17 protein-coding genes are annotated in these 20,773 nt (G+C 65.4%); 11 read left to right on the forward strand and 6 right to left on the reverse strand.

Going from position 1 to position 20,773, the window contains the following annotated elements; genetic code table 11:
• On the forward strand, positions 1 to 1,191 hold the full coding sequence (locus J2T07_RS16570) for a DUF1501 domain-containing protein (RefSeq protein WP_306851388.1): 1,191 nt from the start codon (positions 1 to 3) through the stop codon (positions 1,189 to 1,191).
• Here J2T07_RS16570 and J2T07_RS16575 read toward each other — a convergent pair.
• Complete coding sequence (locus tag J2T07_RS16575) at positions 1,188 to 3,416, reverse strand: DUF5916 domain-containing protein (protein ID WP_306851389.1); 2,229 nt, start codon at positions 3,414 to 3,416, stop codon at positions 1,188 to 1,190. The two genes, J2T07_RS16570 and J2T07_RS16575, sit on opposite strands and share 4 nt — an antisense overlap.
• 80 nt (positions 3,417 to 3,496) lie before the next feature.
• Positions 3,497 to 4,384 carry a LysR family transcriptional regulator gene (locus J2T07_RS16580; protein WP_306851390.1) on the reverse strand — a complete coding sequence of 296 codons (888 nt, stop codon included), beginning with the start codon at positions 4,382 to 4,384 and terminating at the stop codon, positions 3,497 to 3,499.
• 114 nt (positions 4,385 to 4,498) lie between these two features.
• Here J2T07_RS16580 and J2T07_RS16585 point away from each other — a divergent pair, with 114 nt between their 5' ends.
• Both J2T07_RS16585 and J2T07_RS16590 read left to right on the forward strand, forming a co-directional pair.
• Entirely contained in the window at positions 4,499 to 5,917 is a 1,419-nt protein-coding gene (locus tag J2T07_RS16585) for an aldehyde dehydrogenase family protein (protein ID WP_306851391.1), read from the forward strand.
• 61 nt (positions 5,918 to 5,978) lie between these two features.
• Entirely contained in the window at positions 5,979 to 6,893 is a 915-nt protein-coding gene (locus J2T07_RS16590) for a peptidylprolyl isomerase (RefSeq protein ID WP_306851392.1), read from the forward strand.
• Between the two features lie 90 nt (positions 6,894 to 6,983).
• Here J2T07_RS16590 and J2T07_RS16595 read toward each other — a convergent pair whose 3' ends face one another.
• From J2T07_RS16595 to J2T07_RS16605, 3 genes are all read right to left on the reverse strand, one after another.
• The gene (locus J2T07_RS16595) at positions 6,984 to 7,838 is read right to left on the reverse strand and encodes a DUF3014 domain-containing protein (protein WP_306851393.1); all 855 of its coding nucleotides are present in this window, start codon (positions 7,836 to 7,838) and stop codon (positions 6,984 to 6,986) included.
• A gap of 209 nt (positions 7,839 to 8,047) precedes the next feature.
• Positions 8,048 to 11,500 carry a methylmalonyl-CoA mutase family protein gene (locus tag J2T07_RS16600; protein ID WP_306851394.1) on the reverse strand — a complete coding sequence of 1,151 codons (3,453 nt, stop codon included), beginning with the start codon at positions 11,498 to 11,500 and terminating at the stop codon, positions 8,048 to 8,050.
• Between the two features lie 101 nt (positions 11,501 to 11,601).
• Positions 11,602 to 12,468 carry an alpha/beta hydrolase gene (locus J2T07_RS16605; RefSeq protein ID WP_306851395.1) on the reverse strand — a complete coding sequence of 289 codons (867 nt, stop codon included), beginning with the start codon at positions 12,466 to 12,468 and terminating at the stop codon, positions 11,602 to 11,604.
• A gap of 155 nt (positions 12,469 to 12,623) precedes the next feature.
• Between J2T07_RS16605 and J2T07_RS16610 the strand changes: the two genes are divergently transcribed.
• From J2T07_RS16610 to J2T07_RS16625, 4 genes are all read left to right on the forward strand, one after another.
• On the forward strand, positions 12,624 to 12,965 hold the full coding sequence (locus tag J2T07_RS16610; RefSeq protein ID WP_306851396.1) for a hypothetical protein: 342 nt from the start codon (positions 12,624 to 12,626) through the stop codon (positions 12,963 to 12,965).
• Positions 12,966 to 13,156: 191 nt separating this feature from the next.
• Positions 13,157 to 14,260 (forward strand): Glu/Leu/Phe/Val dehydrogenase dimerization domain-containing protein, encoded by a 1,104-nt coding sequence (locus J2T07_RS16615; RefSeq protein ID WP_306851397.1) that lies wholly within the window; start codon positions 13,157 to 13,159, stop codon positions 14,258 to 14,260.
• Positions 14,261 to 14,438: 178 nt separating this feature from the next.
• On the forward strand, positions 14,439 to 14,651 hold the full coding sequence (locus tag J2T07_RS16620; protein WP_306851398.1) for a cold-shock protein: 213 nt from the start codon (positions 14,439 to 14,441) through the stop codon (positions 14,649 to 14,651).
• Positions 14,652 to 14,699: 48 nt separating this feature from the next.
• On the forward strand, positions 14,700 to 15,974 hold the full coding sequence (locus J2T07_RS16625) for a hypothetical protein (protein ID WP_306851399.1): 1,275 nt from the start codon (positions 14,700 to 14,702) through the stop codon (positions 15,972 to 15,974).
• Positions 15,975 to 15,996: 22 nt separating this feature from the next.
• On the opposite strand, the gene J2T07_RS16630 is transcribed toward J2T07_RS16625, so the two are convergent.
• Complete coding sequence (locus J2T07_RS16630; protein WP_306851400.1) at positions 15,997 to 16,131, reverse strand: hypothetical protein; 135 nt, start codon at positions 16,129 to 16,131, stop codon at positions 15,997 to 15,999.
• A 531-nt stretch (positions 16,132 to 16,662) separates the two neighbouring features.
• Between J2T07_RS16630 and J2T07_RS16635 the strand changes: the two genes are divergently transcribed.
• The 4 genes from J2T07_RS16635 to J2T07_RS16650 are packed head-to-tail and all read left to right on the forward strand — an operon-like array spanning position 16,663 to position 20,742.
• Entirely contained in the window at positions 16,663 to 16,932 is a 270-nt protein-coding gene (locus tag J2T07_RS16635) for an acyl carrier protein (RefSeq protein ID WP_306851401.1), read from the forward strand.
• An 8-nt stretch (positions 16,933 to 16,940) separates the two neighbouring features.
• Positions 16,941 to 17,738 (forward strand): glycosyltransferase family 2 protein, encoded by a 798-nt coding sequence (locus J2T07_RS16640; protein WP_306851402.1) that lies wholly within the window; start codon positions 16,941 to 16,943, stop codon positions 17,736 to 17,738.
• On the forward strand, positions 17,726 to 18,334 hold the full coding sequence (locus J2T07_RS16645) for an outer membrane lipoprotein carrier protein LolA (RefSeq protein ID WP_306851403.1): 609 nt from the start codon (positions 17,726 to 17,728) through the stop codon (positions 18,332 to 18,334). The genes J2T07_RS16640 and J2T07_RS16645 overlap by 13 nt, the downstream gene beginning before the upstream one ends.
• Positions 18,331 to 20,742, forward strand: coding sequence for an MMPL family transporter (locus tag J2T07_RS16650; protein WP_306851405.1), 2,412 nt, complete (start codon positions 18,331 to 18,333; stop codon positions 20,740 to 20,742). Before J2T07_RS16645 ends, J2T07_RS16650 begins: the two co-directional genes overlap by 4 nt.
• The last annotated feature ends 31 nt before the right edge of the window (positions 20,743 to 20,773 follow it).

The following is a 20,773-nucleotide window of genomic DNA, read 5'->3' on the forward strand; positions in this document are numbered from 1 at the left end:
ATGGATCGCCGTCAGTTTCTTCTCGCCCTCGCCGCCGGCGTCCCCGCGCTCACCTTGGGTGGCAAGGTGTTCGCCACACCACCCTCCTCGCCACGTTTCCTGCTGGTGTTCCTGCGCGGAGGCTACGACTCGAACAATCTGCTGGTGCCGTACTCGAGCGACTTCTACCATGAGGCGCGTCCGACCATCGCGCTGGCACGCCCCGCACCGGGCGATCCCCTCGCCGTGCGCGTCCTCGATGCGGACTGGGGTCTGGCACCGGTACTGAACGACTCGATGGGCTCTTTGTGGGACAGGCGCCAGCTCGCCTTCATTCCCTTCGCCGGTACGGACGACCTTTCGCGCAGCCATTTCGAGACCCAGGACGATATCGAAGCGGGCGAAGCCTCCGATGCACGCAGCTATGGCTCCGGGTTCATGGGACGCCTCTCGACCGTACTGCGGGGCATGCCACCGATCGCGTTCACCGATGCGTTGCCGCTGACGTTCCGTGGCGCCGGCGATGTTCCCAACATATCCCTGAAGGGTGGCGGCAAGGCCGTGTTCGACGAGCGCCAGGCGAAGATCCTGGCGGAGATGTACAAGGGCACGTCCTTGCAATCCGCGGCCACCGAGGGCCTCGAGCTGCGCCAGCAAGTGGCCCAGGACCTGCAGGCGGAAATGGTCGCCGCCAGCCGGGGCGCGGTGAACGCGCGCGGCTTCGCCCAGCAAGGGCAGCGCATGGCCACGCTGATGCGCGATCGCTTCCGCCTGGGTTTCGTCGACGTGGGTGGCTGGGACACGCACGTCAACCAGGGCGGCGCGACCGGCCAGTTGGCTAACAACCTGGACAACCTCGGCAAGGGCCTGGCCGCCTTTGCCGATGGCCTAGGCGAAGCGGAATGGAACGACACCGTGGTGGTCGTGGTCTCCGAATTCGGACGTACCTTCCGCGAGAACGGCAACAAGGGCACCGATCACGGCCATGGCACGGTGTACTGGGTGTTGGGCGGAAAGGTGGCCGGCGGCCGCATCGCCGGACGGCAGGTGGCGGTGAGCGCGGCAAACCTCCTGCAGAACCGCGACTATCCGGTATTGAACAACTATCGCGATGTGCTCGCGGGGCTGATGCGGCGGATGTATGGCCTGTCCGATGCCGACCTCGCCAAGGTTTTCCCCCGCGCCAGCGCGCGCGACCTGCAACTGGTCTAGAACTCCAGGCGATAGGCCACTTTCACCAGCCCCTCGTTCACGTCCTTCAGGCTGAAGCCCCGGCGGAACTGCGCATCGACATCGTCGTTGGTGTCGTCCACGTAGCCGCCCCGGTTGTACACGATGTACAGGTTCGACAAGGGCGCGATTTCGTAACGGTAACGAACCTGGAAACCGAGGTTGGCGACGCCGAGGTCATCCACCGGCTCGCTGCTGGGCACCGCGCCGCCCGTCGGGGTGATCTCAAGGCCCCGGCGCAGTTTCGCGCCGACCGCCAGGGTCTGGAGCTTGACGCGCAATTCCTGCTTGTTGCCCAGGTTCCAGTTCACGCCACTGTCGATACCGACGGTGCGCCCATCGAACGCGCCCACGAGATTGTCGTGCTGCCAGATAAGCCAGTTGGGGTCCCACTCGTAGCTGGCGCCGGCGAACACGCTGAAGGCGTCGGTGATGAAGTACGTGGGCGTGAACTTGAAGTAATAGCCGAGGCGGTGGTAGCCGGTGAGCTGATTACCGCTGATGAAGCCTTCCGCTTCCCATGCCCACCGGCCGATCCGCGGCCGCTCGCGTTCATAGGTGAGCTTGGCGGTGGGGGGCGTGTGCAGGGCGTTGCCGCCGCGGGTGAGCAGGTCATCGTAAGCGGCCGTGAACGCATCCAGCCGCCACACTTCCTCACCGCCGTCGCGGCGCTGGCTGTCACGCAAGATGCGGAAGCGGCGGTGCACGACGCGACCCTCGGTATTGTCGAGCGCCGATATGCGGTAGTGCCACATGTGCGAGGTGTATGCGGAGTCCTCCGGTAGCCCGGTGACGCGCTGGCGCACTTCCCAGTGAAGGTATTCCATGTCGTTGCGCGGCAGGTAACCGAAGTCGTCGATATCCAGGCGGCGGCCGAAATACATGCCCAGCCATTGCTGGCTCCAGACATCGTTCATTTCCCAGAACGCGATGCTGGTGGCACCGAGCCCGGAGCTGTCGGCGCGCGGCTGGTCGATCTTGCTGCCGACCACGTTGCTGGTGATGGAAAAGGCCGCGTTCGGTTGCCAGCGATGGTCGAAGCCCAGCACGTTCGCGTCGCGGTCGAGGTAGGGATGGTTCACCCGTGTCGCAAGCATGCCGAAGGTCTGCGTGCCGATGTTCTGGCTGAGCCGGAACGCGCCGAACGTACGCCCCGCGTCACCCTTTTCCTGCGCGGTGAGGATACCGTAGCTGGTCGAGCCGACGCTGCCGTTCACCTTCACCGCAGCCGAGATGTCCGCCGCGCCACGACCATCGTCGGAAGCGCCACCGACACGCCGCGTGTACACCAGCTGGGAGTAGTCGTCGAGCAGGCTGAAATCGAAGATGCCCTGGTTCTCGGTGAAGAACGGACGCTTGTCGGTAAAGAAGGTTTCCTCTGGCGAGAAGTTCACGACGAGGTCGTCGCTTTCCACCTGGCCGAAATCGGGGTTTATCGTCGCTGTCAGCTGTGTCTGGCCATTCGGCTTCCAGATGATGTCGGCACCCTGCTCGAAGGACGTCCCACCGTGCGCACGGTCCACCTTGCCCACCAGGTAGGGCGTGACGGCGAACAGCGCCTGGGAGTACGCCGGCAGCTCCACGCGCTGGAAGTTGGACAGGAAACGGCCGTTATCGAAGCTTACCGCCGGCCATGCCATGCGCTCGCCCGTGCTGCCGATCACGCGATCGATGTACAGGCCAATGGTGCGTGTATCGCCGTTGGCCTTGCGCATCGGCGCTATGTACCAGGGAATCAGTACTTCCACCGAATAGCCTTCGGCGTCTTCGCTGACCGCGTGGTCCCAGCGCCCGTCCCAGTCGTAACTGAAATCGGATTCGTTGGTGATCACTTCGTCCGCGACGCCGCCTTGCGACTTCACCTCGAAGTCGTAGCCGACGCGGCCATCGGCATCGAAGTCGACCATCACATTGATGCGGTCGACCAGGGCGTTCTCGTCGCGCCGTGCCTGCTGGCGCGAGCGGGGGATGTCGGCGGACTGGGTCACGCGGATCGCCACCGCCAGGCCTTTCGGTGTCGACAGCACCCAGGCCTCCGTGGGTTGGCTGCCGGGCTTGCCTGTCTTGGGCTGGGTGTCGCGGAAATCGACGATGCGTTTCGCGCCCGCCCATTCGGTGGGATCGATGTGGCCATCGATCGTCACCTCCGCATGCGCGGCGGCGCTGGCGACACAAAGGAAGGTGAACAGCGCAAGGCGACGGAACATGGACAATCCGGGTCGTGGAAACTTGCGGAAAGGATGCCTCCGGCATCGCAAAGGTTTGCCATGACCCTTGGCCCATGCGCTCAGCCCGTCTCCCTGATGAGGTCGACCAGGGCGCGCAGGGCGGCTGGCACGTGGCGCCTTCCGGGGTAGTAGAGGCAAAGGCGGTCGAAGGGTGGCGTCCAGTCCTCCAGCACCCGTTCGAGGCGACCCGTGGCGAGATCTTCCGCCACGTTGAACTCGGTGAGGTAGGTCAGGCCCAGGCCGGCCCGTGCCGCTTCGAGCATGAGTTGCGGCTCGTCGAGTGTCAGCGTGCCGCCGACGTCCACCGTCGACGCGTCACCGTGCCGTTCGAACTCCCAGTGATAGATGTGGCCGGCGGGCATACGTGCACGGATGCACGCATGCCGGGCAAGATCCGCCGGGGTCGCCGGTCGGCCATGCCGGGCGAAGTAGTCCGGTGACCCCACGACGGCAAAACGCACCGGGGGGCCCAGCGGCACGGCGATCATGTCGCCCGGCACCGTGTCCACGGTACGGAATCCGGCATCGAAGCCTTCGCGCACGATGTCGATCAGGCGATCCTCGGTGACGAGATCCAGACGCACTTCCGGATATCGGCGAAGGTAGGGAATCAGGTACGGGCCCATGACGCGGCGCGCCGCACCGACCGATGTGTTGATGCGCAAGCTGCCCTTCGGAACTTCACCGTGTTCGCTGATCCGTTCGATCGCGCCACGGATATCGGCAAGGGCCGGACCCACCTCGGCCACGAACCGCTCCCCTGCCTCGGTGAGCCGGACGCTACGCGTGGTCCGGTGGAAGAGGCGCGTGCCCAGGCGCGATTCCAACGAGGCGACGGATTGGCTGAGCGCGGAAGTGGACATCTCCAGCGACGCGGCGGCGGCGCGGAAGCTTCCCTGCCTGGCCACGGCGAGCACGGCTTCGAGTTCGGTGAGTCCCGGGCGCATTATCCGCTCCTACTTAACAAGTCGTTCGATTTTATCCGCCTTATCAGATTAATGTGATGACCGCACCCTTGGAAGGCGCCGCCCATTCCGGAGCGGCTTCCGAGGACTGGCCCCATGCACGCGATCGAACACATCTATATCGACGGCGTCTTCGTCACCCCGCACGGCAACGAGCGTTTCGAACTCTTCAACCCCGCCACCGAAGAGGTGATCGGCACGGTCCGGCTGGCCGATGCCGAGGACGCCCGCCGCGCGATCGCGGCGGCGAAGCGCGCCTTTTCCACGTTCTCCAGGACCACGATCGACGAACGCATCGCCCTGCTCCAGCGCATGCACGACGCGGTCGCCGCCCACGAGGACGACCTCTTCACCGCGATTCGCGAGGAGTACGGCGCGCCGGTATCGCGCGGCCGCTGGATGACCGGGCATGCGTCCAGCGTGTTCCTCGACGCCATCGCCACGCTGCGCGAGTTCGATTTCGAACGTCGCATGGGGTCGTCCACGGTGATGATGCAAGCCGTGGGAGTCGCCGGCCTCATCACGCCATGGAACAGCGACGCCGGTTTCATCTGTGGCAAGCTCGCCGCCGCGATTGCCGCGGGATGCACGGCGGTGATCAAGCCGAGCGAGATGAGCGCGCTACAGACGCGGATCGTCACCGAGGCCCTGCACGAGGCCGGGGCCCCCGCAGGCGTATTCAACATCGTGACCGGCCGTGGGGACGTCGTGGGCGTCGAGATCGTTGCCAGTCCCGATGTCTCGAAGATCTCCTTCACCGGATCGACGGCGGTCGGCAAGGGCATTCTTCGCGCGGGCGCCGACACGTTGAAGCGCGTCACACTCGAACTCGGCGGCAAGTCGCCCAGCGTGGTTCTCGACGACGCCGACTTCGCGCACGTGGTGCCGTTGACGATCATGGCGGGCTTCAACAACAGCGGGCAGGCCTGCATCGCCGGTTCGCGCATCCTCGTGCCGCGTTCGCGGCTGGCCGAATTCGAAGCCATGGCGAAGGACGCCGTTGAAGCCGTCGTCTCCGGCGACCCCAACGATCCCGCCACCACCGTGGGCCCGATGGTCAGTGAGAAGCAGTGGCAGCGTGTGCAGGGCTATATCCGCAAGGGCATCGAGGAAGGCGCGCGATTGCTCGCCGGCGGTGAAGGCCGGCCGGATGGCCATGCGCGAGGCTGGCTCGTTCGTCCCACCCTGTTCACCGGCGTGCGCAACGACATGACCATCGCGCGCGAGGAAATTTTCGGACCGGTGCTTTCGATCATCGCGTACGACGACGAGGAAGACGCGATCGCGATCGCCAACGACACGCCGTACGGGTTGCAAGCCTACGTCTTCTCCACCGACACCAGCCGTGCGCGCCGCGTCGCCTCCCGCATCGATGCGGGCCGTGTCATGGTGAACACGCTGGCCCACGACCCGAAGGCTCCGTTCGGCGGATTCAAGCAATCGGGGCTGGGACGCGAGTACGGCTGCTTCGGCCTCGAGGCCTACCTCGAACCGAAAGCCATCCTCGGCCTCTAGTCATGGCGGGAGCGAGCCGGGCTCTGCTAACGTCGCCTGGCCAACCACCCTTGGGGATCCCATGCTCGCTCGTACCTGCCTTGCGCTCGCCCTCGCCCTCGCCCTGCCCGCCATGGCGGAAGAGGCCAAGAAAACGCCCACGCCCAAGGAGCTGCTGGCGAAATCGACGCCCGCGGAATGGCGCACGCCGGACCCACAGGACCTCGTCTACATGGACCTGCCACAAGGCCGGGTGATCATCGAGCTCGCCCAGGACTGGTCGCCGCTGCACGCCGCGAACATCCGCACGCTGATCCGCGAGCATTACTTCGACGGCACCCAGGTGATCCGTGTCCAGGACAACTTCGTCACCCAATGGGGCGACCCGGATGGCGACGACAAGAAAAAGGCGAAAAGCCTGGGCACGGCGAAAGAAACCCTGGCGCCGGAGTTCACCCGCAAGGGCGGCAAGGCCTATCCGTTCACGAAGCTTCAGGACGGCGACGTCTATGCGACCGAGGTCGGCTTTTCCGATGGCTTCCCTGTAGCCCGCGACGGCAAGGGCGAAGCCTGGATCGCCCATTGCTACGGTACGGTAGGCGTCGCGCGCGATACCGGCGCCGAGACAGGCAACGGCAGCTCGCTCTACGCGATCATCGGCCAGGCTCCGCGCAACCTCGACCGCAACCTCGCAGTCGCAGGCAAGGTCATCAAGGGCATGGAGATCCTCTCCGCCTATCCGCGCGGCGGCGAGCCCATGGGCTTCTACGACAAGCCGGAGCAACGCGTGACGATCAAGAGCGTGCGCCTCGCGGCGGATGTACCCGAAGCCGAACGCACGCCGATACAGGTACTGCGTACGGACAGCAAGACCTTCGCCGCCGTGGTCGAAGCCAAGCGCAACCGGCAGGATGCGTTCTATACGCGTCCAGCCGGGAAGATCGACCTGTGCAACATCAGTGTGCCGGTGCGCGATCCGTCGAAGAAGGCGCCCTGACGGGCAAATCGCCGACAGGGTCGGCTCGCACCGGCGGGGCTGGGTTGCCCCGGTGGGAGCCGACCTTGTCGGCGATGGTTTCCCGCGGTGCTACCGCGGAGTCGACTCCGCGTCACCCGTCGAATCCGACGCCTCCGGCTGTGCAACCACCGCTTCGCGCAAGGCCCGCAGCTTCGTCTTGAGCTTTCCTTCGTTCTCCGGCCCCACGCGCATCATGAACTTCTGCCCGACCGACAGTTGTTCCAGCGCGGGATTCGCATACACATACCCCTCCTTCGCGGGAATCAACTGCTGGTTCCCCTTCGGTTCGGGCGCGGCGAGCAAGTGGTCGATGACCTCGACCAGGCGGTCATTGAAATACCCGTTGGTTCCCAGGTCGCGATAGGCCTGCTGGAACAACGCATAGTTACGCTTGTACCAGGCTGCCGCCGCGTTGGGGTCGATCCGGTCCGCGACGTACATATAGGTGGCGTAGCGTTCGGCATTCTTCTTCGAGGCGACGAAATTGCCGTCATCGGAGACGACCTGAAAGCGCCCCGTGGGCGTGCGCAGGGGCACGACATTCATGCCGACGCTCTGCTTCGGCAAGGCGTCGATCGTGGCCACCATCCGCGAGACGATGGCATCGGTGCGCAACACCGACTTCAGCGCACCATCGCTGGCCAGCGCCAGCAGGCCGGCGAGAATCTCGTCGTCGCTCAGGTCCAGCGGCGGTAACGATGCCGTGGAGGTGCCCGCCGGACCGCCAATGGGATGTCGTGGCAGTGCCGCGTCGTGCACGGCTGTCGACAGTGCCGGCGACGCCGATCCGGCAGCGGCGACTGGCGGCGCGGAGGCGGCTTCCCGCGCTTGTTTCTCGCGGTAGACGAACACGCCGATCATCACGGCGATCGCCACGACCAGCAACGCCGCGCCCCATTTCGAACCCGATGACTGTCTGCTCAACCTGCTGCTCCCGCAAAAACCAAGCCCCCATGGGACTACGAACCGCTGGTCGAGTTCAAATCCGGCGGTAGTCCGCGTTGCGGCAGCTCGCTGGGATCCGACCCTGTCGGCGATTTAGGTCGCGGCTAGCACCCAATCGCCGACTAGAGTCGGCACCCACCAGAGGCAACATTGGCTCCCAACGGAGCGGAGCGGTTCTGGCTTGCGGCTTACATGTTGCGGCGATATTCGCCGCCCACGTCGTATAGCGCGTGGCTGATCTGGCCTAGCGAGTTGTTCTTCACCGCTTCCATCAGCTGTTCGAATACGTTGCGGCGCTCGCGGGCGGTCTTCTGCAAGATCTTGAGGCTCTCCGGCGCAAGCCGGTTGCGGGCCTTGCCATAAAGCAGCACGTTGTCGATCTGCTGGCTCTTCTCTTCTTCCGTGGAGCGGATCAGTTCGATCTCGGTGGCGATCTCGCCGCCGTGGTCCTTTGGCAGGAAGGTGTTCACGCCGATGAGCGGGAGCGAGCCGTCGTGTTTCTTGTGCTCGTAGTACATCGACTCTTCCTGGATCTTTCCGCGCTGGTACATCGTGTCCATCGCGCCGAGCACGCCACCGCGCTCACTGATCGCCTCGAATTCCTTGTATACCGCTTCCTCGACCAGGTCGGTCAGCTCGTCCACGACGTAGCTGCCCTGCCACGGGTTCTCGTTGAAATTGAGCCCCAGCTCGCGATTGATGATCAGCTGGATCGCCACGGCACGACGCACGCTTTCTTCGGTCGGCGTGGTGATCGCCTCGTCATAGGCGTTGGTATGCAGGCTGTTGCAGTTGTCGAAGAGCGCGTACAGGGCCTGCAACGTCGTGCGGATGTCGTTGAACTGGATCTCTTGCGCGTGCAGCGACCGGCCGGAGGTCTGGATGTGGTACTTCAGCATCTGGCTGCGTGCACTGGCCCCGTAGCGTTCGCGCATGGCACGCGCCCAGATACGCCGCGCGACACGACCGATCACGGTGTACTCCGGGTCCATGCCGTTGGAGAAAAAGAACGACAGGTTCGGCGCGAAATCGTCGACCTTCATGCCGCGCGCGAGGTAATACTCGACGATGGTGAATCCGTTCGACAGCGTGAAAGCCAGCTGACTGATCGGGTTGGCGCCCGCTTCGGCGATGTGATATCCCGAGATCGACACCGAGTAGAAGTTGCGTACCTTGTGGTCGACGAAATACTGCTGAATGTCGCCCATCATGCGCAGGGCGAACTCCGTGCTGAAGATGCAGGTGTTCTGCGCCTGGTCTTCCTTCAGGATGTCGGCCTGGACGGTCCCGCGCACGGTCGCCAGCGTGTACGCCTTGATCCGTGCGTAGGTTTCCGGATCGATCACCTCCTCACCCGACACGCCCAGCAAGCCGAGTCCGAGGCCGTCGTTGCCCTTCGGCAGGTCACCGTTGTAACGAGGGCGGTTGCCGTCGGGGTACAACTCGGCGATGCGTGCGTTGGCCCTCTCCCATCGCGAGACGTCCTCGTTGAGGTACTTCTCCACGTTCTGGTCGATCGCCGTGTTCATGAACATCGCGAGGATGATCGGCGCCGGTCCGTTGATCGTCATCGATACCGACGTCGAGGGCGCCGACAGGTCGAAGCCCGAGTAGAGCTTCTTCATGTCATCGAGCGTAGCGATGGACACGCCTGAATTACCGATCTTGCCGTAGATATCGGGGCGCGGCGCCGGGTCTTCGCCATACAGCGTGACCGAGTCGAACGCCGTGGACAGGCGCGCGGCAGCGCCTCCCAGCGAAAGGTAGTGGAAGCGGCGATTGGTGCGTTCCGGCGTACCCTCGCCGGCGAACATACGGGTGGGGTCCTCCCCCGCGCGGCGGTACGGGAATACGCCACCGGTGTACGGATAATGCCCGGGCAAGTTCTCGCGCATGAGGAAGGACAGGAGGTCGCCCCAGTCCTTCGTCTTGGGTGGCGAGACTTTCGGAATCTTCTGGTGGCTCAGCGACTCGCGATAATTCTCGACGCGAATGACCTTGTCGCGCACCTGGTATTCGTTGAACTCGGCGGTGACCGATTCGAAACGCGATGGCCACTCACGGAGCAGGTTGACGGCTTCGCTGGAGAGTTCGCGCACCGCCTCGTTGTAACGCTGGCGCAGCGTGGCCAACGAGCGGTCGCCGTCGACGGCGAGCAGGTCGTGGTCGTAGAGGTCGAAGGCGCGAGGCAAGGCGTCGTCGCCGATATCCTTGAGCGACTCGTAGTAGTGCTGCACCTTGCTCGCTGCTTCGGCCTGCCTGGCGATCGTCGCATTGACGCCGCGGCCCTGCTCGGCGATCTCAGCCAGGTATCGAACGCGGCTGCCCGGGATCAGCACTGTCGCGCGCGGCTCGCGCAGGCGGGTATCCACGTCGGGGGTCCACTCACCGGCCGGCAGCGAGAGCTTCTCGCAAAGCAGGCGGCACAGGTTGGCGAACATCCAGGTCACGCCCGGATCGTTGAACTGGCTGGCGATCGTCGGATACACCGGCACGTTCTCGTCGGCCAGCTGGAACGCGATGCGATTGCGCTTCCACTGCTTGCGCACGTCGCGCAACGCGTCTTCGGCCCCCCGCTTGTCGAACTTATTGAGCACCACCAATTCGGCGAAGTCGAGCATGTCGATCTTCTCGAGCTGGCTGGCCGCGCCATATTCGCTGGTCATGACGTAAACGGGGAAGTCGACGAGATCGACGATTTCCGAATCGCTCTGGCCGATACCGGCGGTCTCGACGATCACCAGGTCGTACGCCTGGGCCTTTAGGAAGTCGATGCAATCGTGCAGCACGATGGAGGTCGCGGCATGCTGGCGACGCGTGGCCATCGAACGCATGTATACGCGCGGGCTGCGCAGCGAGTTCATGCGGATGCGATCGCCCAGCAATGCGCCGCCGCTGCGTCGGCGGGTAGGGTCCACGGCAAGCACGGCGATACGCATATGCGGGAAGGCATGGAGGAAGCGCAGCAGCAATTCGTCCACCACCGAGGACTTGCCCGCACCACCCGTACCCGTAAGGCCGAGCACCGGCGTCTTGCCACCGGCGAGCTTCCACTCCTTGCGCAGGCGTGCGAGTTCTTCCTCGGCGAACCGGTCTTCCTCGATGGCCGAAAGCATGGCACCGATGGAAATTTCGTCCTCGACGGAAGCGGGCGGCGGTGCCGGCTCCACGCGCCGCTTCACCGCGGCGCGCGTTCGCGACATCACGTCCTCGATCATCTCGGTGAGACCGAGCTTCATGCCGTCGTTCGGATGGTAGATCCGCTCCACACCATAGGCCTGGAGTTCCTTGATTTCTTCCGGCGTGATCGTGCCGCCGCCACCGCCGAACACCCGGATATGGGCGGCACCGCGCTCGCGCAGCATGTCGACCATGTACTTGAAGTACTCGACGTGGCCGCCCTGGTACGAGGACAACGCGATCGCATCGGCGTCTTCCTGCAGCGCCGCGCGGACCACGTCTTCCACCGAGCGGTTATGGCCCAGGTGGATGACCTCGGCGCCCTGGCTCTGGATGATCCGGCGCATGATGTTGATGGCTGCGTCGTGACCATCGAACAGGCTCGCCGCCGTGACGAAACGCAGCGGCGTCGCCTCCGCGTCCGTGCTGCTGGCGGGGATGTGCTTGGGCTGCGAACTCATGGAAACTCCGGGGAAGACCGACAACGGTGGGGAACCGGCCGATTCTACTGCGGAGGCGCCGATGGCCTTTGGTGCGGTGCAGCGCAGGCGCCGCGATGAAATCAGGCCGACAGGAACGCCAACGAGGCCGCTACCACCGTTTCATCGTCCACCACGCGGCGATGGCCCAGGCGGGCGGTCTTGAGCAACCTCGCCCCCGGCCAGAGGCTGACATACAGTTCGCCTTCGCCCACCGGCACGTCGCGGTCCGAAACGTCATGCACGACCAGCAAGGGCTGGGCCCGCTTCGGTGCGTGGTGGCGGATATGCAGGTCGTCGATACGGACGCCGGTGCGCTCCGCAAGCACATCGTGCAATGCCGGCCTCAGGTGCTCGCCCAGCCGCACGAAACGCGCGAACCGTCGCGTCGCCGCCTGCGGATCGGCGGCGGGCGCGATCAATACGACACGCTTCGCGGTCCATCCGTCGTCCAGCGCAAGCGTGACCGCCGCACCACCCAGCGAATGGGCGACCACACCCTCCGCGTCACCGTAGTGGCGCCCTATCGCGCTTACCGTGCGGGCGAAATCGGGCAGCGTGCACAACGTGCCTCCGCTATGTCCGTGTCCCGGCTGGTCGAAAGCCACGGCCGCCCATCCATGGTCGAGAAGGCGGGCCGTCCAGTTCTCCCAGCGCAAACCCATGCTCGACCACCCATGCACCAGCAAGATGTAAGGCTGTGTCGACGGGTCGCCCCAGACGTACGTGGCGATCGGGATCCCGTCGACCTCCACGGCCTCCCGGCGGGCCGACATCGTCGTCAGGGCGCCCGCTGCGCGCTCGCGACTGCTCGGTAGCGGCGTCTGGAAGAGCCGCGCCGCATGGACGACGGTCCGCTTGGGAAAAAAGTGGCTGCCGAGCCGATACGCGACACGTATACCCAGCAGGGTCGCGATGGTGCGGGCGCCGAAGCGCCGGGGTGGTTTCATGGGAGGACCGGGTCATGTAGGCCCCCGGATTATCCCGCATCCGGGCTTTTCACGAACCTGAACGCTCGCCTTGGAGGGGAGTCAACCTTGCCCCCGGAGCTCGCGTTCTGGCGCACGAATCCGCATCCGCGGACGTCCCGGAGGAACTGCACACCATGACCACCCTGACCCGCACCCTCGCCGCCGTCGCCGCCCTGGGCCTGGCTGTCGGCGCCGCGAGCTACACGCCGCCCGCCACCGCAAGGGAATATGTGTCGGTCACCGTGAGCAATCGTCCGCCGCCGCCGCGCTTCGAGCGCGTTCCTCCGCCCCGTGCGGGCTACGTCTGGGCACCCGGCTACTGGAACTGGGCGGGTGGGCGCTACGTCTGGGTAGGCGGCCACTGGTATGCGGGGCGGCCCGGCTACGTCTACCGGCCCCCGGCCTGGCGCCCTTACGGCCGTGGCTGGCGGATCGAACGGGAAACCTGGTACCGGGATCCGCACTGGCACCGCTGAGCCCGTGCTGCGCCGCACCTACACTGAGCGCCACAACGGTTTAAACTAGGCAGCTGACACGACATATCGCCCCCGCCTCGCAGGCCGGGGCGATTTTTTTGGACGGTCACAATCATCCACCGGTGGTCCCCACCGCCGGTTTTCACCTAGAGGGCGGTGCTGCTGCCGCTCGACACTGGAGTTAGCGTTCGATGATTTTCGAAACCATCGCCAACACGGGCCACGAAGAAGTCGTCTTCTGCCATAACAAGGACGCGGGCCTGAAGGCCATCATCGCGATCCACAACACCGTGCTTGGCCCGTCCCTGGGCGGCCTGCGCATGTGGCCGTACAAGACCGAGCAGGATGCCGTCAACGACGTGCTCCGTCTGTCGCGTGGCATGACCTACAAGAACGCGGTGGCCGGCCTGAATCTCGGCGGCGGCAAGGCCGTGATCATCGGCGATCCCTCCAAGGACAAGTCCGAGGCGCTGTTCCGCGCCTTCGGCCGTTTCGTCAACTCGCTCAACGGCCGCTACATCACCGCCGAGGACGTGGGCATCGACGTCAACGACATGGAATACGTTTACCGCGAGACCGAATACGTCACCGGCGTGCACCAGGTGCATGGCGGTTCGGGCGATCCCTCGCCGTTCACCGCGTTCGGCACCCTGCAGGGCCTGATGGCCGCGCTGCAGAGCAAGCACGGCAATGAAGACGTCGGCAAGTACAGCTATGCCGTGCAGGGCTGCGGCCATGTGGGCAGCGAATTCATCAAGCTGCTGCGCGAGCAGGGCGCGAAGGTGTTCGTCACCGACATCAACAAGGACGCGGTGCAGCGTTGTGTCGACGAACTCGGTTGCGAGGCCGTGGGCCTGGACGAGATCTACGACGTCGACGCCGATGTCTACAGCCCGTGCGCCCTTGGCGGCACGATCAACGAGCAGACGATCGACCGCATCAAGGCGAAGATCATCTGCGGCGCGGCCAACAACCAGCTCGCCACCGACGCCATCGGTGACGAAGTCGCACGTCGCGGCATCGTCTACGCCCCGGACTACGCGGTGAACGCAGGTGGCGTGATGAACGTCTCGCTGGAGATCGACGGCTACAACCGCGAGCGCGCCATGCGCATGATGCGCACGATCTACTACAACGTCGGCCGCATCTTCGAGATCTCCGCCCGCGACAACATCCCGACCTACAAGGCCGCGGACCGCATGGCGGAAGAGCGCATCAGCGCCATCGGCAAGATCCGCCTGCCCCACATGGGCAACGGCGCACCGCGCTTCCAGGGCCGCATGCGCGGGCAGTAAGCGCTACGCATAATGGGCAACGAAGAAGCCGCCGGCGCGATCCGGCGGCTTCTTTCGTTTCGGGATTACGCCATCTGGACGGGTACCCTCGCCTACCGGCGGGGGCGACGCCAGGCATACGCTGGACGCGGCGGTTACATTCGAGCCCGCCATCGACAACCCTGGGAGCGGATGCATCATGAACAACGGAAGGCAGAATGGCACGGTCAAATGGTTCAACGACGCGAAGGGATTCGGCTTCATCGCGCCGGAAACGGGTGCCGATGTTTTCGTGCACTACCGATCCATCCAGACGGCGGGTTTCAAGTCACTGAAGGAAGGACAGAGGGTGTCGTTCATCGTGGTACAAGGCCAGAAAGGCTTGCAGGCCGACGACGTACAGCCCCTTTGAAGGTTGGTCGCGGCACATGAATGGAATGGACGGCCAAGGAGAGACACCGTGAATGGCAATGCATCGAAAACACATTCGAGCCGGGCCGGCGGGCTCGACCCAACGTTCGGCGACAACGGAATGGTCGTCCTTTCCGCCCCGGGATTCGACCAGATGAGAGCATACGGCGTCACCAGCGATGCGCGTGACGACACGGTCTATGTCTCGGGCAGTTGTATTCGCACGGGCAAGGATGAGAACAGCGCCTTCGTGATGAAACTGCGTGCCGACGGTTCCGTCGATGCCACCTTCGGCAACGGGGGCCTGAGCCTCGTTACTCCGTCGATCGGAGCGGAAGCCCTACACGTCCACGTGCAACCGAACGGCAATATCCTGGTGCACCTGACGATGTCCGTGAAAGACTCGATCGTCCACGCACTCGCGATGGTGGAGTCCCATGGCGTCCCCGACGAGACTTTCGGGAACGACGGCTTGGCTGTGCTGGACATGGAGTTCCATGCCCTCATCCACGCAACGGTGACCCCGCTGGAAGATGGGCGCATCCTGGTCGTGGGTAAACGCCAACACAAGCAGAACGCAAAGATCGAAGGCGTCATCCTTCGATTGCTGGCCAATGGGCAATGGGACATGACGTTGAACAGGGGAGGCATACTCCCTTTGAGCAGCTTCCCCGGCCAGGTGGACGAAGAGAATGTCCAGTGCGGCCATGCCCAGGGCCACGCTTTCGTCGTGGCAGGCCAATACGCCGGCATGTTGCTCGTTCGCCGCTACTTCGATGACGGAAGTATCGACGGTGCGTTCGGCCTCGACGGGGACTTCGCGATACCGATCAACGCCGAGTCCGGTCACACCGCGGTGGGCTCCCTCGACGACCTCATCCCCGCCGACGATGGGGCGTTCATCGTCATCGGCATGAATGCGGTCCCCGAGCAGGGCTATGAACTTCACGGATTCCTTGCCGGCGTGGATTCGACGGGCAAGCCGGATCGCACGTTCAATGGCGGCGAGATTCTCTACACCACGGCAGCCGTGGGGCCTTCGCGACTGAAGACGGGCGGATTCGACGGCGAGGGGCGCTTCATCGCGGTCGGTACCCGTGGCGGCCTGCTCTCCGATGGCATCCTGATCGGCCGCTACCTCGCTTCCGGAGCCCTCGATACCTCATTCGGCGAACTGGACGGCTTCGTGTTCTTCAACGATCCAACCCATACCGAGATCCGCCGCGGTTTCGCGATGCAAGGCGATCGGGGCATCCTGGTTTCGGGCCAGATCTCGGGACTGGACGGCTCGCGTGCAGTGGTAATGCGATTCGTGAATACCTGAAGCGCCACGGCCGGCATTCCGGTCAAGGCGACGCGACGACCAGGTTCGTCGCGGTCACGGTGGGCACCGGCGCGGTCACCATCGCGCCCAGGGTCAACAGGCAGGTCAGGACGGCGGCGACGAAGAAGGTTTTCAGCATGGCGGTCTCGAATTTCACGGTCGTTCTCCAGGACGATGGATGAAGATGTTTCGAGAGGGGTATCGCAAGGGCCGTGCCAACCGCTGGACCGGGCTGGAAGGCGCTTTCCACGGGACTTCGTGCGGAGCGTCCGCGATACCGGTACGTGTCCGCGGACGGTACGGCGTCCGGACGGCCGTCGCGTCCGGACGCCCGAGGCTGGCAAGGAGCCCGTGGAACCGATCCTGGTGGGAGTCGACCTTGTCGGCGATCCCGCGATAGCGGGCCAGGGCATGGCAAGCACTCATCGCCGACAGGGTCGGCTCCCACCCCAGGCGGTTCGCACCGTCCCCATGTTCCGGGCTTCGATCTGCTACACTTTCCGCACCCGGGCACTCTTGTAAGGCTTTGCCTACACGGCGCTTTTGGGTTCAGGGGAATGCCGCCGGATGGCGGCGACAACCAGAGCATTCCGATCACCTTCGTCGCCTCGATGGTGGCGCCCGTTTCCGTTTGCCCTCGCGGGCGCGGGCCTGCGCGACCCCGGGGATGAAATGGACTTACCGAGCTATGAGCGCGATCCCAGCTGAAACCTTTACCTCCGACGACGTCCTCGCTCGTCTCCGCTCGGTCCTGCACGAGACCTTCGAGATCGATCCGAGCAAGGTGACCCCGGAAGCCAACCTCTTCACCGACCTCGAACTGGACAGCATCGACGCGATCGATCTCGCGATCCAGGTCCAGGACATGACCGGCACCCGGATCAAGCCCGAGGACTTCAAGAGCGTGCGTACGGTCGGCGACGTCGTCGCCACCGTGCAGTCACTGCTCACCCGCTGAGCGGACCGATGGCGGGCAGGCCAGGACCGCGCGATGCCGCGGCGCGCTCCTTCGCGCCCTGCGCCGTCGTACCGATCTACAACCACGGACGAACCATCGCCGCCACGGCAAACGCCCTGGCGGCGCATGGCTTGCCCGTACTGATCGTCGACGACGGTTCGAACGGCGAGACACGCGACATCCTCGACGCCCTGGTCACTGGCCGCGACGAGCTTCGCCTGATCCGCCTGCCCGGCAACGCAGGCAAGGGCGCCGCCCTCACCGCCGGGTTCCTCGCAGCGCACGCTGCGGGTTACAGCCATGTGCTGCAGATCGACGCCGATGGGCAGCACGATACGGCCGATGTGCCGCGCTTCCTCGACGAGGCCCGCACCATGCCGGGGGCGATGATCTGCGGACGGCCGATCTACGACGATTCGGTGCCGCGCGCACGCCTCTATGGCCGCTACCTCACCCATGCCTGTGTCTGGGTCGAAACGCTCTCGCTCGATATCCAGGATTCCATGTGCGGCTATCGTCTCTACCCGCTCGCCGATACCTGCGCCGAGATAGCGCGCAAGCCGCTTCCGGCACGCATGGACTTCGACACCGAAATCGCGGTACGCCTGTACTGGCGCGGCGTACCGGTACGAAACGTACCGACGCGCGTGATCTACCCCGAAGACGGCCTGTCGCACTTCCGGATGTGGCACGACAACGTCCGCATCAGCGCCATGCACACACGTCTGTTGCTCGGCATGCTGCCGCGCATGCCACGCCTGCTCCTTCGCAAGTTCAACCGAAGGAACGCCCGATGCGCCGCCTGATCGCCCTCGCCGCCCTGCTCTGCGCGTTTGCTTCCCACGCCCAGGCGCCCGCCCTCGTGGACGGCATCCTGACGCAACTCGCCCGGCACGCCCAGGTGCGTGCCGCGTTCACCCAGAGCCGCGAGAACCCCGCGCTGGCGCAACCCCAGGTCAGCCATGGCGACCTCCTCTTCGTTGTCGGCCGCGGCATGCTCTGGCACACGCGCAATCCCTTCGACGATAACCTCGTGCTCACCACGGACGGCACCTCGCGACTGGATGCGCAGGGCAAGCTCGAACGCGTTCGCGACGGCAATCGTGGCGTCAGCCAGGTTTCGGCGATGCTGCAATCGCTGCTCGCCGGACAATCCACCGAAGCCATGCGCCAGTTCAGCGTCACCGCGGAGGGCTCGCCGGAACGCTGGACTTTGCGTTTCGTACCGCGCCAGGCGCGCATGGCCCGCGTACTGGCCGGCATCACGCTGAAGGGCGACGCCTTCCTGCAGTCGATCGAGGTCGACCTGGCCAATGGCGAACGTACCCACATCACCTTCTCCGACACGCGCGACGCGGGGCCACTCACCCTGCTCGAAGCCAAGGTGCTCGGCGTCCCATGAGGCAGGCTCCCACCGCGGTGCGTGCCGGCTTGTTCGCGTTCGCGGCGCTGGCAGCCTGCGTGTTGTGCGCATGGTTGCTGTTCGGCCGCGGTGTCTCGCCGCTGCAGACCGACCTGCTGACCATGCTGCCGGCCACCGAGCGCCATCCCCTGGCGGAAGACGCGGTGGAACGGCTGGCGAAGTCCAGCGGTGACCGCATGGTGCTGCTGGTGGGCAGCGCCGATGACGGCACCGCCAAGGACGCCGCGCGCGAGCTGGGCGCCGCGCTGGGCGGCGATCCCGTCTTCTCCTCGGTCATCGCCGAACTGCCGCCCTTCGACCTCGAACAGCTCGTCACCCCGTTCCTGCCGTTCCGCTTCCACCTGCTGACGGCGGAAGATCGCGCCGCCATCGTGGCGCCGGGCTTCGATCCCGTCGCCGCGCTCAGGCGGCGGTTGAATGAACCTTTCGGCGCGAACGTGGGCGCGAAACTCACCGACGATCCGTTCGGCTGGCTGCAACACTGGCTCGACCGCCAGCCATGGAACCGCGCCACCCTCGTGCCCGAGGACGACCTGCTCGTCGCGCATCGCGGCGATGGGAGTCATGTCCTGGTGATCGCCACGCTCAACGGCTCGTCATACGACGACACCGTGCAGCGCCAGGCGCTGGCGGCGCTGGCCAAGGCGGAAAAGGCCATGGCGGCGAAGCACCCGGATGCACGACTGCTGCGCACCGGAGCGATCTTCTATGCCGCCGCGGCGCGTGCCGGCGCGGAACGGGACACCCATGTGGTCGGCATCGCCTCGTCGCTCGGCATCGCGGCCTTGTTGCTGTTCGTATTCCGTTCGGTCCGGCCGCTGCTGATCGCCTTCGTTTCCACCGCGATCGGCGTGGTCGGCGCCATCGTCGCCACGGTGCTGGTGTTTGGCCAGTTGCACCTGCCGACCCTGGTCTTCGGTGCGGCGTTGCTGGGCGAAGCGGTGGATTATTCGATCCAGTACCTTTGCGCGCGTGCCAACGCAGGCCAGGCGTGGAACGCCGCGCGCGGCGTGCGGCAGGTCCGCCCGGCGCTGCTGCTGGCACTGGCCACGTCCCTGCTCGGTTATGCGCTGCTCGCGCTCGTCCCCTTTCCCGCGTTGCGGCAAATGGCCTGTTTCGCCATCGCCGGCATGACCGTCGCCTGCGCCAGCGTGTTCTGGCTGCTGCCGGTGTTGGCGGCGAAGCCGGCACGCGCACCGCTTGCCCCTTCCCTGGTGCGGCTGGCGCTCGGCTGGCAGCGCATCGCCTCGGGTCGCCACGCCCTCGCGGCCATCGTCGTGCTGGCGCTGCTCGCCCTTCCCGGCTGGCTGCGCCTCGGACACGACGACGACATCCATCTGCTCATCTCGCCGCCGAAGTCGCTCGAGGCACAAACGGCCGCGATCCGCGACATCGCCGGCTTCGGGGGCGGTAGCCAGTTCTGGCTGGTGGAAGGCAAGGACGCCGAGCAGGTGCTGCAACGCGAGGAAGCACTCACCGATCGCCTGCGCAGGTGGCGGGATGACGGCAAGCTCAGCGGCTGGACCGGCGTGAGCACGATGCTGCCCTCGATGAAACGGCAACAGGCCAACCTCGCCGCGGTCTCCGATGTCTTCTGCGGGACTGCGCCTGCGCGCGAATCGGACGATGCCGGAACCCCGGCGGTCATCGCGGGAAAATGCCGTGGCAAGGTCCGCTCCGCCATGCTGACGGCGGGCTTCAAGGCCGAGGCGGCCGACGCCTACGAGGCCACCTTCCCGGGCCGGGCGCTCACCCTCGACGACTGGCTCAAGACACCCGTATACACTCCTTTTCACTACCTATGGATGAGCGGGGAGCATGGCACCGGCAGTATCGTGCTGCCGCAGGGCCAGGACGACGTGAACCTGCTGCGTACCGCCACCGAAGGCCTGCCCGGCGTCTCGCTGATCGACAAGCCCGCCGGCATCTCCCTGTTGTTCGGCCGCTATCGCGGCTACGCGGATATCTGGCTGGGTGCGGCACTGGCGCTGGTCGGCCTTGCCTTCGCCTGGCGCTACGGTCCACGCGCCGCCTGGCGCGTGCTCCTGCCGCCGGCCGCCGGCATCGTCTTCAGCGTCGCCGCGCTCGGCTATCTCGACCAACCGCTCACGTTGTTCCACATCATGGCCTTGATGCTGGTGCTCGGCGTCGGCGCGAACTACGCCGTCTTCCTTCGCGAAGGCGAGCCCCACGCCGCCCATGTTCCCGGGGCCGCCTACGCGGGCGTACTGCTATCGGCCGTCACGGCCCTGCTCTCCTTCGGGCTGCTCGCGCTCAGCACGATGCCCGCCCTCCGGCATTTCGGTCTTACCCTGCTCCTTGGGATCGGCTTCACCGCGCTGCTGGCGCCGGTCAGCGTCCCCGCACCAAAGAAGTCCAACGCATGAACACCACCGCATACTCCACGGGGAATCGCAC

The organism is Luteibacter jiangsuensis (assembly GCF_030812295.1).
GTDB lineage: Bacteria > Pseudomonadota > Gammaproteobacteria > Xanthomonadales > Rhodanobacteraceae > Luteibacter > Luteibacter jiangsuensis_A.

Excerpts from the sequence above, each read along its gene's own strand:
- J2T07_RS16570 (WP_306851388.1), top strand. The coding sequence starts at position 1 with ATGGATCGCCGTCAGTTTCTTCTCGCCCTCGCCGCCGGCGTCCCCGCG.
- J2T07_RS16575 (WP_306851389.1), bottom strand. The coding sequence starts at position 3,416 with ATGTTCCGTCGCCTTGCGCTGTTCACCTTCCTTTGTGTCGCCAGCGCC.
- J2T07_RS16580 (WP_306851390.1), bottom strand. The coding sequence starts at position 4,384 with ATGCGCCCGGGACTCACCGAACTCGAAGCCGTGCTCGCCGTGGCCAGG.
- J2T07_RS16585 (WP_306851391.1), top strand. The coding sequence starts at position 4,499 with ATGCACGCGATCGAACACATCTATATCGACGGCGTCTTCGTCACCCCG.
- J2T07_RS16590 (WP_306851392.1), top strand. The coding sequence starts at position 5,979 with ATGCTCGCTCGTACCTGCCTTGCGCTCGCCCTCGCCCTCGCCCTGCCC.
- J2T07_RS16600 (WP_306851394.1), bottom strand. The coding sequence starts at position 11,500 with ATGAGTTCGCAGCCCAAGCACATCCCCGCCAGCAGCACGGACGCGGAG.
- J2T07_RS16605 (WP_306851395.1), bottom strand. The coding sequence starts at position 12,468 with ATGAAACCACCCCGGCGCTTCGGCGCCCGCACCATCGCGACCCTGCTG.
- J2T07_RS16610 (WP_306851396.1), top strand. The coding sequence starts at position 12,624 with ATGACCACCCTGACCCGCACCCTCGCCGCCGTCGCCGCCCTGGGCCTG.
- J2T07_RS16615 (WP_306851397.1), top strand. The coding sequence starts at position 13,157 with ATGATTTTCGAAACCATCGCCAACACGGGCCACGAAGAAGTCGTCTTC.
- J2T07_RS16620 (WP_306851398.1), top strand. The coding sequence starts at position 14,439 with ATGAACAACGGAAGGCAGAATGGCACGGTCAAATGGTTCAACGACGCG.
- J2T07_RS16635 (WP_306851401.1), top strand. The coding sequence starts at position 16,663 with ATGAGCGCGATCCCAGCTGAAACCTTTACCTCCGACGACGTCCTCGCT.
- J2T07_RS16640 (WP_306851402.1), top strand. The coding sequence starts at position 16,941 with ATGGCGGGCAGGCCAGGACCGCGCGATGCCGCGGCGCGCTCCTTCGCG.
- J2T07_RS16645 (WP_306851403.1), top strand. The coding sequence starts at position 17,726 with ATGCGCCGCCTGATCGCCCTCGCCGCCCTGCTCTGCGCGTTTGCTTCC.
- J2T07_RS16650 (WP_306851405.1), top strand. The coding sequence starts at position 18,331 with ATGAGGCAGGCTCCCACCGCGGTGCGTGCCGGCTTGTTCGCGTTCGCG.